Annotated in this window: 13 protein-coding genes and 2 tRNA genes; all 15 read left to right on the top strand. The window is 58.2% G+C overall.

All coding sequences use genetic code 11. From position 1 onward, the window contains the following. Positions 1-64 precede the first annotated feature (64 nt). Positions 65-898 (top strand): dihydropteroate synthase, encoded by an 834-nt coding sequence (gene folP, locus ETEE_RS09785; protein WP_034162887.1) that lies wholly within the window; start codon positions 65-67, stop codon positions 896-898. 7 nt (positions 899-905) lie between these two features. Beyond that, entirely contained in the window at positions 906-2,243 is a 1,338-nt protein-coding gene (gene glmM, locus ETEE_RS09790; protein WP_034162885.1) for a phosphoglucosamine mutase, read from the top strand. A gap of 186 nt (positions 2,244-2,429) precedes the next feature. Beyond that, positions 2,430-2,765, top strand: coding sequence for a preprotein translocase subunit SecG (secG, locus tag ETEE_RS09795; protein ID WP_012847276.1), 336 nt, complete (start codon positions 2,430-2,432; stop codon positions 2,763-2,765). Positions 2,766-2,816: 51 nt separating this feature from the next. Continuing rightward, a tRNA-Leu gene (locus ETEE_RS09800) sits at positions 2,817-2,903 on the top strand. Positions 2,904-2,959: 56 nt separating this feature from the next. Beyond that, positions 2,960-3,036, top strand: a tRNA-Met gene (locus tag ETEE_RS09805). Positions 3,037-3,251: 215 nt separating this feature from the next. Next, a complete protein-coding gene (gene rimP, locus ETEE_RS09810) occupies positions 3,252-3,704 on the top strand; it encodes a ribosome maturation factor RimP (RefSeq protein ID WP_071844209.1) in 453 nt (150 codons plus the stop codon). Positions 3,705-3,725: 21 nt separating this feature from the next. Next, positions 3,726-5,213 carry a transcription termination factor NusA gene (gene nusA / locus ETEE_RS09815; RefSeq protein WP_012847278.1) on the top strand — a complete coding sequence of 496 codons (1,488 nt, stop codon included), beginning with the start codon at positions 3,726-3,728 and terminating at the stop codon, positions 5,211-5,213. A 24-nt stretch (positions 5,214-5,237) separates the two neighbouring features. After that, positions 5,238-7,943, top strand: coding sequence for a translation initiation factor IF-2 (gene infB / locus ETEE_RS09820; RefSeq protein ID WP_034162882.1), 2,706 nt, complete (start codon positions 5,238-5,240; stop codon positions 7,941-7,943). Between the two features lie 97 nt (positions 7,944-8,040). After that, positions 8,041-8,439 carry a 30S ribosome-binding factor RbfA gene (gene rbfA / locus ETEE_RS09825; RefSeq protein ID WP_034162881.1) on the top strand — a complete coding sequence of 133 codons (399 nt, stop codon included), beginning with the start codon at positions 8,041-8,043 and terminating at the stop codon, positions 8,437-8,439. Then, positions 8,439-9,401 (top strand): tRNA pseudouridine(55) synthase TruB, encoded by a 963-nt coding sequence (truB, locus tag ETEE_RS09830; RefSeq protein WP_034162880.1) that lies wholly within the window; start codon positions 8,439-8,441, stop codon positions 9,399-9,401. Before rbfA ends, truB begins: the two co-directional genes overlap by 1 nt. Before the next feature lie 147 nt (positions 9,402-9,548). Further along, the gene (rpsO, locus tag ETEE_RS09835; RefSeq protein ID WP_005281373.1) at positions 9,549-9,818 is read left to right on the top strand and encodes a 30S ribosomal protein S15; all 270 of its coding nucleotides are present in this window, start codon (positions 9,549-9,551) and stop codon (positions 9,816-9,818) included. Positions 9,819-10,074: 256 nt separating this feature from the next. Then, positions 10,075-12,198 (top strand): polyribonucleotide nucleotidyltransferase, encoded by a 2,124-nt coding sequence (pnp, locus tag ETEE_RS09840; protein WP_034162879.1) that lies wholly within the window; start codon positions 10,075-10,077, stop codon positions 12,196-12,198. A 119-nt stretch (positions 12,199-12,317) separates the two neighbouring features. Further along, positions 12,318-13,202, top strand: a complete 885-nt coding sequence (nlpI, locus tag ETEE_RS09845) for a lipoprotein NlpI (RefSeq protein WP_012847283.1) — start codon at positions 12,318-12,320, stop codon at positions 13,200-13,202. A 103-nt stretch (positions 13,203-13,305) separates the two neighbouring features. Further along, positions 13,306-13,383 (top strand): protein YrbN, encoded by a 78-nt coding sequence (gene yrbN, locus ETEE_RS22330; RefSeq protein ID WP_107775295.1) that lies wholly within the window; start codon positions 13,306-13,308, stop codon positions 13,381-13,383. Then, positions 13,376-15,268 carry a DEAD/DEAH family ATP-dependent RNA helicase gene (locus ETEE_RS09850; RefSeq protein ID WP_034162878.1) on the top strand — a complete coding sequence of 631 codons (1,893 nt, stop codon included), beginning with the start codon at positions 13,376-13,378 and terminating at the stop codon, positions 15,266-15,268. Before yrbN ends, ETEE_RS09850 begins: the two co-directional genes overlap by 8 nt. Positions 15,269-15,745 lie beyond the last annotated feature (477 nt).

Here is a 15,745-nt window from a genome sequence, read left to right on the forward strand (position 1 = left end):
CTTGCCCGGGGTTTTTTTTTGCGTTCCAATAACGCATGATTTTTCTTTTGCACAGGTGTCATCGATGCTGCTTAGGTCACGTGAACTCACCCTGAATCTCAACTATCCCCAGGTGATGGGGATCCTGAACGTCACCCCCGACTCGTTTTCTGACGGAGGGCGTCATAACGCGCTGGATGCCGCGCTGCGACACGCAGAGTCGATGATCGTCGCAGGGGCGACCATCATCGATGTGGGCGGGGAGTCGACGCGGCCCGGCGCGGCCGAGGTGAGCGAGGCAGAGGAGCTGGCGCGGGTGGTGCCGGTAGTGGAGGCGCTGGCGCAGCGTTTTGAGGTCTGGGTCTCGGTCGATACCTCCAAGGCGGCGGTGATCCGCGCCTGTAGCGCCGCCGGGGCCGATATGATTAACGACGTCCGTTCTCTGAGCGAGCCGGGGGCGCTGGCGGCGGCGGCGGAGAGCGGCCTGCCAGTCTGCCTAATGCATATGCAGGGCGAGCCGAAGGGCATGCAGCATAGCCCCCACTACAGCGATGTGGTGGCGGAAGTGGACGCTTACCTCAGCGCGCAGATCGCGCGCTGCGTGGCCGCCGGGATCGCCCGGGAGCGGCTGCTACTCGATCCCGGCTTTGGCTTCGGTAAGAACTTGACGCATAATTACCGCCTTCTGGCTAACCTGGCGCACTTTCATCACCACGGTCTGCCGCTACTGGTGGGAATGTCGCGTAAGTCTATGGTCGGACAGCTGCTGAATGTGCCCCCCGCGCAGCGGGTGGCGGGCAGTGTCGCCTGTGCCGTGATCGCCGCCATGCAGGGGGCACAGATTATCCGCGTGCACGACGTACGTGAAACGGTGGATGCCATGCGCGTGGTGGAAGCCACGCTTTCAGCAAAGGAATAATAAAGAGATGAGCGAACGTAAATATTTTGGTACCGATGGCATTCGCGGCAAGGTGGGCAGCAGCCCGATCACCCCGGATTTCGTCCTGAAGCTGGGCTGGGCCGCAGGTAAGGTGCTGGCGCGTCACGGTTCACGCAAAATCATTATCGGTAAGGATACCCGTATCTCCGGCTATATGCTGGAGTCCGCGCTGGAGGCAGGACTGGCGGCGGCCGGTCTGTCTGCCGCCTTTACCGGGCCGATGCCGACCCCGGCGGTGGCTTACCTGACGCGTACCTTCCGCGCCGAGGCCGGTATCGTTATTTCAGCGTCCCATAACCCGTATTATGATAACGGGATCAAGTTTTTCTCCATCGACGGAACCAAGCTGCCGGATGAGGTCGAGGCAGCGATCGAGGCCGAGCTGGATAAGCCCCTGACCTGCGTGGAGTCCGCCGAGCTGGGCAAGGCGAGCCGTATCGTTGACGCCGCCGGGCGCTATATCGAATTCTGCAAGAGCACCTTCCCCAACGCGCTGAGCCTGAGCGGCCTGAAGATCGTCGCCGACTGCGCCAACGGCGCTACCTATCATATTGCGCCGAACGTGCTGCGCGAGCTGGGTGCGGAGGTGATCGCCATCGGCACCTCGCCGGACGGGATGAATATCAACAAAGAGTGCGGGGCGACGGATGTCCGCGCGCTGCAGGCCCGTGTCCTGGCGGAAAACGCCGATCTTGGCATGGCCTTCGACGGCGACGGCGATCGCCTGATCATGGTCGATCACCGCGGCGACAAGGTCGACGGCGATCAGATCCTGTATATCGTGGCGCGCGAGGCGCTGCGCCAGGGTAAGCTGCACGGCGGCGTGGTCGGCACCCTGATGAGCAATATGGGACTGGAGCTGGCGCTGAAGCAGCTGGGGATCCCCTTCGCGCGCGCCAAGGTGGGTGACCGCTATGTGCTGGAGACGATGCAGGAGAAGGGATGGCGCATGGGGGCTGAAAACTCTGGCCATGTCATCATCCTCGATCAGACCACGACCGGCGATGGGATCGTCGCTGGCCTGCAGGTGCTGGCGGCGATGGCGCGCAACCATATGAGTCTGGCCGATCTGTGCAGCGGCATGACCCTGCTGCCGCAGGTGTTGGTCAACGTCCGCTTTGCCGGACAGTGCGATCCGCTGCAGGATGCCGCGGTGCAGCAGGCCTGCGCCGAGGTCGAGCGGCAGCTGGCCGGGCGAGGCCGGGTGCTGCTGCGTAAATCCGGTACCGAACCGCTGATCCGCGTCATGGTGGAAGGCGAGGATTTGCAACAGGTTACCGATCTGGCGAACGCCATTGCCGACGCGGTGAAGGCGGTCGGCTAAGGGCGAACAGACCGGCGGAAGCGCGCTTTTGCCGGTTTTTTCTCCAATCACGTCGGCGTGGAAAATTTACCCTTGCGCCCTCTAACGGCATTGGGTAGTATTCACACCCGCTTCAGTGGATGTTTTATCCATGGGTTCGATGGAAGCTTTTGACTGCGGATGGGCCGCAAGGAATCAGGTACGACTATGTATGAAGCTCTTTTGGTAATTTTCCTGCTGGTGTCTGTGGCGCTGATCGCCCTGATTATGCTGCAGCAGGGTAAAGGTGCTGACATGGGCGCTTCATTCGGCGCAGGCGCCTCAGCGACGCTGTTTGGCTCCAGCGGTACCGGTAACTTTATGACCCGTACTACGGGCATCCTGGCCACGCTGTTTTTCGTACTGAGCCTGGTGCTGGGCAACCTGAGCGGTCATCAGAGCAAGCAGGGCAGTGAGTGGGATAACCTGGGTCAGCCTGTGAAGACTGAACAGCCTGCGACTCCGGCAGCGCCGGCTACGCCGAGCAGCGATATTCCGAACTGATCGTACCCACAGAGTTTTGCCATGACGCGTTAGGTGTCATGGTGCCAAAATGCCGAGGTGGTGGAATTGGTAGACACGCTACCTTGAGGTGGTAGTGCCCAATAGGGCTTACGGGTTCAAGTCCCGTCCTCGGTACCAATCCTAGATATGTTGTTTTTTCTACGCTGTTAGAGTAGAATTCGCCACGATTCGGACGCGGGGTGGAGCAGCCTGGTAGCTCGTCGGGCTCATAACCCGAAGGTCGTCGGTTCAAATCCGGCCCCCGCAACCAATTTCCTTAAGTATCTGTTTTCAAATATACTGTTAGCGCAGAGCCTCGGGCCGCGAAGTATCATTTGAAAAATATACTTGCGAGACTGGCTTCGAATCCCGCTTGGCGGTATATAGGGTCCAGTTGCATAAAGCCCCGATTATTCGGGGTTTTTTGTTATCTGACAACAGAATCACTGGGCTATAAGGCCCTTTTTTTATGTCTTGGGGGTGGGCTTGTCCACATTAGAGCAAAAGTTAACAGAGATGATTACGGCGCCGGTAGAAGCCCTGGGCTTTGAGCTGGTTGGCATTGAGTTCATCCGTGGTCGCCATTCAACGCTGCGAATCTATATCGATAGTGAAGAAGGCATCACTGTTGATAATTGTGCTGATGTTAGCCACCAGGTCAGCGCTGTTCTTGACGTAGAAGATCCGATTTCGGTCGCCTATTACCTGGAAGTCTCCTCTCCGGGGATGGATCGCCCCCTGTTTACCGCCGAACATTACACCCGTTTTCTGAATGAGGAAGTGACGCTGGTACTGCGGATGGCGATGCAGAACCGCCGGAAGTGGCAGGGTATCATCAAGGCGGTAGACGGCGAGATGATTACGGTCACGGTTGATGGCAAAGATGAAGTGTTCGCGCTGAGCAATGTCCAGAAAGCGAACCTGGTACCCCACTTTTAACGTTCGGATGAGGCAACTAGGATGAATAAAGAGATTCTGGCTGTTGTGGAGGCCGTTTCCAACGAAAAGGCGCTGCCGCGCGAGAAGATTTTTGAGGCGCTGGAAACCGCGCTGGCCACGGCCACCAAGAAAAAATATGAGCAGGAAATCGATGTGCGTGTCGCCATCGATCGTAAATCCGGTGACTTCGATACCTTCCGCCGCTGGCTTATCGTTGACGAAGTGACCCAGCCAACTCGTGAAATTACGCTGGATGCGGCGCGTTTTGAAGATCCTGCGCTGGATCTGGGTGACTATGTAGAAGATCAGATCGAGTCAGTGACCTTCGATCGTATCACCACCCAGACCGCCAAGCAGGTTATTGTGCAGAAAGTGCGCGAGGCCGAGCGCGCGATGGTGGTTGATGCGTTTCGCGAGCACGAAGGCGAAATCGTCACCGGCGTAGTCAAGAAAGTTAACCGTGACAGCATCTCCCTGGATCTGGGCAACAACGCGGAAGCGGTGATTGGCCGTGAAGACATGCTGCCGCGCGAAAACTTCCGCCCGGGCGACCGCATTCGCGGCGTACTGTATGCCGTGCGTCCGGAGGCCCGCGGTGCGCAGCTGTTCGTCACCCGCTCCCGTCCGGAGATGCTGATTGAACTGTTCCGTATCGAAGTGCCGGAGATCGGCGAAGAAGTGATCGAAATCAAGGGCGCCGCACGCGACCCGGGCTCCCGAGCCAAGATTGCCGTGAAGACCAATGATAAGCGCATCGATCCGGTCGGTGCCTGCGTTGGTATGCGCGGTGCGCGCGTGCAGGCGGTTTCCAGCGAGCTGGGCGGCGAGCGTATCGATATCGTTCTGTGGGATGATAATCCGGCGCAGTTCGTCATTAACGCTATGGCGCCTGCCGACGTGGCATCCATCGTGGTAGACGAAGACAAGCACACCATGGATATCGCCGTAGAGGCCTCCAACCTGGCTCAGGCCATCGGTCGTAACGGCCAGAACGTCCGTCTGGCGTCTCAGCTGAGCGGCTGGGAGCTGAACGTGATGACGGCGGAGGATCTGCAGGCCAAGCATCAGGCGGAAGCCCATGCGGCCATCGATACCTTCACCAAGCATCTGGATATCGATGAAGAGTTCGCTACGCTGCTGGTCGAGGAAGGCTTCTCCACGCTGGAAGAGCTGGCCTATGTACCGGAGCGTGAGCTGCTGTCCATCGACGGTCTGGATGAAGAGACCGTCGAGGCGCTGCGCACCCGTGCCAAGAACGCGCTGACGACGCTGGCGCTGGCGCAGGAAGAGAGCCTTGGCGACAACAAACCGGCGGACGATCTGCTCAATCTGCCGGGGATGGAACGCAGCGTGGCCTTTAAGCTGGCCGCACGCGGTGTATGTACGCTGGAAGATCTTGCCGAGCAGGGTGTCGACGACCTGACCGATATTGAAGGCCTGAACAATGAACAGGCGGGCGAGCTGATTATGGCTGCGCGTAATATCTGTTGGTTTGGCGATAGTGAATAATGAACTGTAGCAGGAAGGAACAGCATGGCAGAAGTAACGGTAAAATCACTGGCAGCAGAGATCCAAACTTCGGTTGAGCGCCTGGTACAGCAGCTGGCTGACGCAGGCATTAATAAATCACCCGACGACTCTGTGAGCCCCCAGGAACGCGAAGCGCTGCTGGCTCATTTAAACCGTGAGCACGGCGGATCTTCCGGTAAACTGACGCTGCAGCGTAAAACCCGCAGCACGCTGAGTGTCCCGGGCACCGGCGGTAAAAGCAAGTCAGTGCAGATTGAAGTCCGTAAAAAGCGCACCTATGTGAAGAGCGACGCGGCGGCCCAGCAGGCGGAAGCCGAGGCATCGGCGAAGCGCGAAGCGGAAGAACAGGCGAAACGCGAGGCAGAAGAGCAGACACAGCGTGAGATGGCCGAACAGGCCAAGCGTGAAGCTGCAGAGCAGGCCAAGCGTCAACAAGAAGAACAAGCCAAACGTGAGGCCGCTGAAAAAGCTAAGCGTGAAGCAGCGGAAAAAGAAAAAGTGACTAACCAACATACCGACGAAAAAACTAAAGCTGCGCAGGCGGAAAAGGCCAAGCGCGAAGCTGAAGCCGCTGAACTGAAACGCAAGGCTGAAGAAGAAGCGCGCCGCAAGCTGGAAGAAGACGCCCGTAAGGTGGCTGAGGAAGCTCGCCGTATGGCCGAAGCTAACGAAGGCAAGTGGACCGAAAACGCTAGCGAAGAAGATAACAGCGATTACCACGTGACCACCTCTCATCACGCTCGAGAAGCGGAAGATGAGAACGATCGCCAGGTTGAAGGCGATCGCCGTGCACGCGGCCGCGGTGGCAAAGCGGCCAAGCAGAAGAAAGGCAGCAAGCTGTCTGAGTCTAAGGCCGATCGCGAAGAGGCCCGCGCGGTCAACCGCGGCGGCAAAGGCGGTAAGCGCAAGCCGAGCTCGCTGCAGCAGGGCTTTACCAAACCGGCCCAGGCGGTTAACCGCGACGTGGTGATCGGTGAAACCATCACCGTGGCTGAGTTGGCTAACAAGATGGCGGTGAAAGGCTCCCAGGTCATCAAGTCGATGATGAAGATGGGCGCGATGGCGACCATTAACCAGGTTATCGATCAGGAAACTGCTCAGTTAGTCGCTGAAGAGATGGGCCATAAGGTGATCCTGCGTCGTGAGAACGAGCTGGAAGAGGCGGTGCTGAGCGATCGTGATACCGGCGCTGCGGCTGAGCCGCGTGCGCCGGTCGTGACCATCATGGGCCACGTTGACCACGGTAAAACCTCTCTGCTGGACTACATCCGCTCCACCAAGGTGGCGGCGGGCGAAGCCGGCGGTATTACCCAGCATATCGGTGCGTATCACGTACAGACCGATAACGGTATGATCACCTTCCTGGATACCCCGGGGCACGCCGCGTTTACCGCAATGCGTGCGCGCGGCGCCCAGGCGACCGATATCGTCGTTCTGGTGGTAGCGGCCGATGACGGCGTGATGCCGCAGACCATCGAGGCTGTCCAGCATGCCAAGGCCGCCGGCGTTCCGCTGGTGGTGGCGGTGAACAAGATCGATAAGCCGGAAGCCGATCCGGATCGCGTGAAGAATGAGCTGTCCCAGTACGGTGTTATGCCGGAAGAGTGGGGCGGTGAAGCCCAGTTCGTCCATGTCTCCGCGAAAGCAGGGACCGGTATCGACGACCTGCTGGACGCCATCCTGCTGCAGTCCGAAGTGCTGGAGCTGAAAGCGGTGCGTAACGGCATGGCCAGTGGCGTAGTGATCGAGTCCTTCCTGGACAAGGGCCGCGGCCCGGTGGCGACGGTGCTGGTACGTGAAGGTACCCTGCACAAGGGTGACATCGTGCTGTGTGGCTTCGAGTATGGCCGCGTGCGCGCCATGCGTGACGAACTGGGCCGTGAAATCACGGAAGCCGGTCCGTCCATTCCGGTTGAGATCCTCGGGATGTCCGGTGTGCCGGCTGCCGGTGATGAAGCGACCGTGGTGCGTGACGAGAAGAAAGCCCGTGAAGTGGCGCTGTACCGTCAGGGCAAGTTCCGCGAAGTGAAGCTGGCGCGTCAGCAGAAAGCCAAGCTGGAGAACATGTTCTCCAACATGGTGGAAGGCGAAGTGTCCGAGCTGAATATCGTGCTGAAAGCCGACGTTCAGGGCTCTGTCGAGGCGATTGCCGACTCTCTGCGCAAGCTGTCTACCGATGAAGTGAAGGTGAAGATCGTGGGCTCTGGCGTAGGGGGTATCACTGAAACCGACGCGACCCTGGCCGCAGCGTCCAACGCCATTCTGCTGGGCTTCAACGTCCGTGCCGACGCCTCTGCCCGCCGCGTGGTGGAAACCGAGAACCTGGATCTGCGCTACTACTCCGTGATCTATGATCTGATCGACGAAGTCAAGCAGGCGATGAGCGGTATGCTGGCGCCGGAGTACAAGCAGGAAATCATCGGCCTGGCGGAAGTTCGCGATGTGTTCAAGTCACCGAAGTTTGGCGCTATCGCCGGCTGTATGGTGACTGAGGGCGTAGTCAAGCGTCACAGCCCGATCCGTGTTCTGCGCGAGAACGTGGTTATCTACGAAGGCGAGTTGGAATCCCTGCGTCGCTTCAAGGATGACGTCAACGAAGTGCGTAACGGCATGGAGTGCGGTATCGGCGTGAAGAACTACAACGACGTCCGTCCGGGCGACGTGATCGAAGTCTTCGAGACCATCGAAGTGAAACGCTCTATCGACTAAGTCTGTCGCACCGCCCGGGTCGGGCGGTGGATACGCGTTACAACAGCATATGCTAATCGGGGGGCTCAGGCCCCCCTGTTTGTCTGGAGAAACTATCATGGCAAGAGAATTTAGCCGCACTCAGCGCGTGGCGCAGGAAATGCAGAAAGAGATCGCCATTATCCTGCAGCGTGAGGTCAAAGATCCGCGGGTTGGCATGGCGACGGTATCCGGCGTCGAAGTCTCACGCGATCTGGCCTATGCCAAGGTGTTTGTCACCTTTTTGAACGACGGTGAGCCGGAGACGGTAAAAACCGGTCTGAAGGCGTTGCAGGATGCGTCCGGTTTTATCCGCATGCTGCTGGGTAAAGCGATGCGTCTGCGCGTGGTGCCGGAGCTGACGTTTGCCTATGACGCCTCGCTGGTTGAGGGGATGCGCATGTCCAATCTGGTGAGCAACGTGGTGAAAGACGATGAGGCGCGCAGGACCGCCGCCGATCGCGATGAGGAGGCGTAATGTCTCGACCCCGTCGCCGCGGCCGCGATATTAACGGCGTCCTGCTGCTGGATAAAGGGCAGGGGATGTCCTCTAACGATGTGCTGCAGAAGGTAAAGCGCATCTATAACGCCAACAAGGCGGGGCATACCGGCGCGCTGGATCCGCTGGCGACTGGGATGCTGCCGATTTGCCTGGGTGAAGCGACCAAGTTTTCTCAGTTTTTGCTGGATGCCGACAAGCGCTATCGTGTCGTCGCCCGCCTGGGGCAGCGTACCGATACCTCCGACGCCGATGGTCAAGTGGTGTGTGAGCGACCGCTGACATTCAGCGAGGCCGAGCTAGCGCAGGCGCTGGAGGGGTTCCGCGGCCCTGGTCGCCAGGTACCCTCTATGTATTCGGCGCTCAAGTACCAGGGGCGCCCGCTGTACGAATATGCTCGTCAGGGGATCGATGTGCCGCGCGAATCGCGTGAGATCACGGTGTTTGAGCTGCGCTTTATCCGCTGGGAAGGGGATGAGCTGGAGCTGGAGATCCACTGCTCCAAGGGCACCTATATTCGCACCATTATCGACGATCTGGGCGAAGTGCTCGGCTGCGGCGCGCACGTTATCTATCTGCGGCGCCTGCAGGTTTCCGGCTATCCGAGCGAGCGGATGGTCACGCTGGAGCAGCTGCAGGCGCTGCTGGCGCAGGCGCAGCAGCAAGAGCGCGATCCCCGCCTGCTGCTCGATCCGCTACTGCTGCCGATGGATACGGCCGCCGCGCACCTGCCGGAGGTGAATCTGTCGGAGATCGTCGCTGGCTATATACAGCTGGGGCAGCCGGTACAGACGCCGGACCTGCTGCAAAGCGGCATGGTGCGCATCAGCGTCGGGGCGGCGCGCCGCTTTATCGGCGTCGGTGAGGTGGACGAGCTGGGGCGCCTGGCGCCGCGCCGTATGGTAGTGGCATCGCGCCTCTCCGAGGACGATCCGGTCTGAGATTTGCGGCGTGCCAACCGCGCTCAGAATCGGCTGATTTCTTGCCAATGGGCGGGGTGCAGAGTAGAATAGCGCGGCTTATACATTGGGTTGCTGAATTAGAGATCGGCGCCCGTTTTTTAAACTTTTCAAATTTGGAGTTCTATAATGTCTCTAAGCGTTGAAGCGAAAGCTAAAATCGTTGCTGAGTTCGGTCGTGATGCCAACGACAGCGGTTCCACCGAAGTGCAGGTTGCACTGCTGACCGCGCAGATTAACCACCTGCAGGGCCACTTCGCTGAGCACAAAAAAGATCACCACAGCCGTCGTGGTCTGCTGCGCATGGTTTCCCAGCGTCGTAAGCTGCTGGACTACCTGAAGCGTAAAGATGTAGCACGTTACTCCAGCCTGATCGAGCGTCTGGGTCTGCGTCGCTAATCTAACGATTTTCTGTAGCAAAGGGGCCAACGTTGGCCCCTTTCTTCTAGGAAGCAATGGCAAATCAGGTTAATGTATTGTCGTTGCAGATAAAAAGGGTGTAGCCGGCGTCTTGTTACAGAGGTTCGCGCGGCTAATGCAAGCCGCCGTCTGGGGACGGCGCTTTGCATTAGTCGCGAGAATGTGACAACGCCTCCGGTTATATAAAGGCACCGTTCCGCAGGGGCGGTGCGCGATAGATACAAGGAATATGACTTTGTTAACGCCAACCGTTCGCAAATTCCAATACGGCCAGCATACCGTTACGCTGGAAACCGGCATGATGGCACGCCAGGCTACCGCAGCCGTGATGGTGACCATGGATGACACCGCGGTATTCGTTACCGTGGTTGGGGCGAAAAAAGCCCGTGAAGGTCAGGACTTCTTCCCGCTGACCGTTAACTACCAGGAGCGCGCCTACGCGGCCGGTCGTTTCCCCGGCGGCTTCTTCCGCCGTGAAGGCCGTCCGGGCGAAGGTGAGACCCTGACCGCGCGTCTGATCGACCGTCCGATCCGCCCGCTGTTCCCGGAAGGCTTCCTCAATGAGGTGCAGGTCGTTGCGACCGTAGTTTCCGTGAATCCGCAGGTCAGCCCGGATATCGTGGCGATGATCGGTGCATCCGCGGCGCTGAGCCTGTCTGGGATCCCGTTCAACGGCCCGATCGGTGCCGCTCGCGTGGGTTACATCAACGATCAGTACGTGCTGAACCCGACTCAGGATGAGCTCAAACAGAGCCGTCTGGATCTGGTGGTGGCCGGTACCGACAACGCCGTGCTGATGGTGGAATCTGAAGCCGATCTGCTCAGCGAAGATCAGATGCTGGGCGCGGTGGTCTTCGGCCACGAGCAGCAGCAGATCGTCATCGAAAATATCAAAGCGCTGGCCGCCGAAGTCGGTAAACCGCGCTGGGAATGGCATGCGCCGGAAGTGAATGTTGCGCTGCAGCGCCGCGTGGCCGAGATGGCCGAGGCCCGCCTGGGCGAAGCCTATCACATCACTGAAAAGCAGTCCCGCTACGCGAAAGTTGACGAGATCAAAGAGTCCGTCATCGCCGATCTGCTGGCGGAAGACGATGCGCTGGATGCCGGTGAGATCAGCGATATCCTGGGTGCGTTGGAGAAAGCCGTGGTGCGTGGCCGCGTTCTGCGCGGTGAGCCGCGTATCGATGGCCGTGAGAAGGACATGATCCGTGCGCTGGACGTGCGTACCGGCGTACTGCCGCGTACCCATGGCTCTGCGCTGTTTACCCGTGGCGAAACGCAGGCGCTGGTGACTGCGACCCTGGGCACCGAACGCGATGCGCAGAATATCGATGAGCTGATGGGCGAGCGCACCGACCGTTTCCTGCTACACTATAACTTCCCGCCGTACTCCGTCGGTGAAACCGGGATGATGGGCTCACCGAAGCGCCGTGAAATCGGCCATGGCCGTCTGGCTAAGCGCGGTGTGCTGGCGGTAATGCCGTCTCAGGATGCGTTCCCGTACACGGTGCGTGTGGTCTCTGAAATCACTGAGTCCAACGGTTCCTCCTCTATGGCCTCTGTCTGCGGTGCCTCTCTGGCGCTGATGGACGCCGGTGTGCCGATCAAAGCTGCCGTAGCGGGTATCGCCATGGGTCTGGTAAAAGAGCAGGATAACTTTGTCGTTCTGTCTGACATCCTGGGTGACGAAGACCACCTGGGCGATATGGACTTTAAAGTGGCCGGTAGCCGCGACGGCGTGACCGCGCTGCAGATGGATATCAAGATCGAAGGCATCACCCGCGAGATCATGCAGGTTGCCCTGAACCAGGCCAAGGGTGCGCGTCTGCATATCCTGGGCGTGATGGAGCAGGCGATCAATGCGCCGCGCGGCGATATTTCCGAATTCGCCCCGCGTATCCATACCATTAAGATCAATCCTGAGAAAATCAAGGACGTGATCGGTAAGGGCGGTTCTGTGATCCGCGCGCTGACGGAAGAGACCGGTACCACCATCGAAATCGAAGATGACGGTACCGTGAAGATCGCAGCGACCGACGGTGATAAGGCCAAACACGCCATTCGCCGCATCGAAGAGATCACCGCCGAGATCGAAGTGGGCCGTATCTATCAGGGTAAAGTGACCCGTATCGTTGACTTTGGCGCCTTTGTGGCCATCGGCGGCGGTAAAGAGGGTCTGGTTCATATTTCTCAGATCGCCGACAAGCGCGTAGAGAAAGTGACCGACTACCTGCAGATGGGTCAGGAAGTGGCTGTTAAGGTGCTGGAAGTCGACCGTCAGGGTCGCGTACGCCTGAGCATCAAGGAAGCCAACGCCAGCGCAGCTGCGGGTCAGGACGCACCGACTGACGCAGAGTAATCTCGTTGGTATTACGGCTTCCCATTGTTGGGAAGCCGTTTGTTACGCTATCGCAGGATGCGATGGCACGTTGATGGATGATAGGAAGTTTATCCGTGTTGGTCTTCGGGAGTTGGGAAATGAAGCCTATCTTGCGCTGGTGTTATGTTGCGACAGCAATTCTGTTGGCAGGATGCAGCAACGCTGATTGGCGCCAAAACGAAGTACTGGCCATTCCTTTGCAGCCCTCGCTGCAGCAGGAGGTAATGCTGGCGCGCATGGAGCAGATCCTTGCCAGCCGAGCATTAACGGATGATGAACGCGCACAGCTTCTCTATGAGCGCGGAGTACTGTATGATAGTCTCGGACTGAGGGCGTTAGCGCGTAACGATTTTTCGCAGGCGCTGGCCATTCGTCCTGATATGCCAGAGGTTTTTAACTATCTGGGTATTTATTTAACGCAGGCGGGCAACTTTGATGCCGCCTATGAAGCGTTTGATTCTGTACTAGAGCTTGATCCAACTTACAGCTATGCGCGTTTAAATCGCGGTATTGCCCTCTACTACGGCGGGCGGTATTCGCTAGCGCAAGATGATCTGCAGGCGTTTTATCAAGACGATCCCAACGATCCGTTCCGGTCGTTATGGCTTTACCTGGCTGAGCGTGAGCTTAATCAGGAGCAGGCGCTTACGGCGCTAAGCCAGCGCTATAATAAAGCGAACCGGAGTCAATGGGGATGGAATATTGTCGAATTCTACCTGGGCAAAATCAGCGAGAAAACGCTGATGGAACGCTTACAGGCAGATGCAACGGATAACACTTCGCTCGCTGAGCATCTCAGTGAAACTGACTTCTATTTAGGTAAACATTACCTGAGTCTGGGGGAAAAGAGCAGTGCTTCTGCATTGTTCAAACTGACGGTGGCCAACAACGTTCATAACTTTGTTGAGAACCGTTACGCACTGTTGGAATTGGCCCGCTTGGGTCAAGAGCAAGACGACATACCAGAATCGGACCAGCAATAAGCTGACGGGCATTTATATCCTTAAATCATTGATTTAATCGTCCTAACGGGCGAGGTTTTTTTGTTCGTCATTTCATCTAATTTGAGCCGGTTCACACTTTTCAATGAAAAATGTTGTTCGTTTTCTAGACGAGTTATGCAGACTGGCCGCCATTGCACATGAGGCACGTTTACATGGCTGAGTTCGAAACTACTTTTGCTGACCTGGGGTTAGCCGCACCTATTATTGAAGCCCTGAATGATTTGGGCTATGAGAAGCCGTCACCGATTCAGGCGGCCTGTATTCCCCACCTGCTGAACGGGCGCGACGTGCTGGGCATGGCGCAGACCGGCAGCGGTAAAACGGCGGCGTTTTCCCTGCCGCTGCTGAACAATATCGATCCGTCCCTGAAAGCACCGCAGGTACTGGTGCTGGCGCCGACCCGCGAGCTGGCGGTACAGGTGGCTGAAGCCATGGCGGATTTCTCTAAGCATATGCACGGTATCAACGTGGTTGCCCTGTACGGCGGCCAGCGTTATGACGTTCAGCTGCGCGCCCTGCGTCAGGGGCCGCAGATCGTGGTCGGTACGCCGGGCCGTCTGCTGGATCATCTGAAGCGCGGTACGCTGAGCCTGACCAGCCTGCGCGGACTGGTGCTGGACGAAGCCGACGAAATGCTGCGTATGGGCTTTATTGAAGACGTTGAGACCATCATGGCGCAGATCCCGGCGGAGCATCAGACTGCACTGTTTTCTGCCACCATGCCGGAGGCGATCCGACGTATCACCCGTCGCTTTATGAATGAGCCGCAGGAAGTGCGCATCCAGTCTAGCGTGACGACCCGCCCGGACATCAGCCAGAGCTACTGGACGGTGTATGGGATGCGTAAAAACGAAGCGCTGGTGCGTTTCCTGGAAGCGGAAGACTTTGATGCGGCGATCATCTTCGTGCGCACCAAGAACGCCACCCTGGAAGTGGCCGAAGCGCTGGAGCGTAACGGCTACAGCAGCGCGGCGCTGAACGGCGACATGAACCAGGCGCTGCGTGAGCAGACCCTGGAGCGCCTGAAAGACGGTCGTCTGGATATCCTGATCGCGACCGATGTGGCCGCCCGTGGGCTGGACGTCGATCGCATCAGCCTGGTCGTCAACTACGACATCCCGATGGATGCCGAGTCCTATGTGCACCGTATCGGCCGTACCGGCCGCGCCGGTCGCGCCGGCCGTGCGCTGCTGTTCGTTGATAACCGTGAACGCCGTCTGCTGCGCAACATTGAGCGCACCATGAAGCTGACCATTCCAGAAGTGGAACTGCCGAACGCCGAGCTGCTTAGCACTCGCCGTCTGGCCAAGTTTGCTGCCCGTGTTCAGCAGCAGCTGGAGAGCAGCGATCTGGATCAGTACCGTGCGCTGCTGGCCAAGCTGCAGCCGGAAGATGAGCAGGATATGGAGACGCTGGCCGCCGCGCTGCTGAAGATGGCGCAGGGCGAACGTCCGCTGATCCTGCCGCCGGACCCGGTGGTTGAACGTCGTCCGCGTCGTGAATTCCGCGAGCGTGATGAGCGCGGTGGCGATCGCTTCGCCCGTCGCGAGCGCGATGAGCGCGGCGGTGAGCGCCCGCGTCGTGAGCGCCGCGAAGTCGGTGATATGGAGCTGTATCGCATCGAAGTGGGTCGTGACGATGGCGTCGAAGTTCGTCATATCGTGGGTGCAATCGCTAACGAAGGCGATATCAGCAGCCGCTATATCGGCAACATTCGTCTGTTCGGTTCGCACTCCACCATCGAGCTGCCGAAAGGCATGCCGGGCGATCTGCTGACGCACTTTACCCGTACCCGTATCCTGAACAAGCCGATGAATATGCAGCTGATCGGTGATGCGCCGGCGCGTGAGCCGCGTCGTGAGCGCGGTGGTGAGCGTCGCAGCTTCGGCGGTCGCGACGGCGGTCGTGATGGCGATCGCCGCAGCTTTGGCGGTCAGCGTCGTTTCTCTGACGATCGCCGCGGCGATCGCGGGTTCAATCGCGATAGTCGCAGCACCCGCTCAGACGACAATGGCCACAGCCGTCGTCGCTTCAACGATGCGTAATCGGCAGCGATAAGCGCATAGAAGGCCAGCCCTCGGGCTGGCCTTTTTTATGGCCCAGGCCTATGCGGTTCACTGGTTTTTTATTTTGAAATTTTCTTGAATAATAAAAAAAACAGCATAATCAACTAAAATGTGCGCTGTATCTATAAAAAAACGAGATCGGCGGCACACTTTTCTTCCCGACGCCTTTTTTCTTGTTCGTCCTCCCATCTTCGTCTCGATAGAAAAAGAAAATAGATATCAATAAGTTATTAATATATTCCTTATTCATATAAAAAATATTTTTACCTTTTCCTCTTTATGTAGGTAAATATTCAAAACATCCGCCTTTATGGAGAAAGTTTTTTATGTGACCTCCAATGGCAGAGCGATGAGTTGAAAAATTTTTCTCCCGCGACGGCGCTATGATCACATCACAATAATAATGCCTGCACCTCATGATGTTATTGCGCCATCGCTCTGCCGCGCGGCATCCGA

This window comes from Edwardsiella anguillarum ET080813, assembly GCF_000264765.2.
In the GTDB taxonomy this organism is placed as follows: Bacteria; Pseudomonadota; Gammaproteobacteria; order Enterobacterales; family Enterobacteriaceae; genus Edwardsiella; species Edwardsiella anguillarum.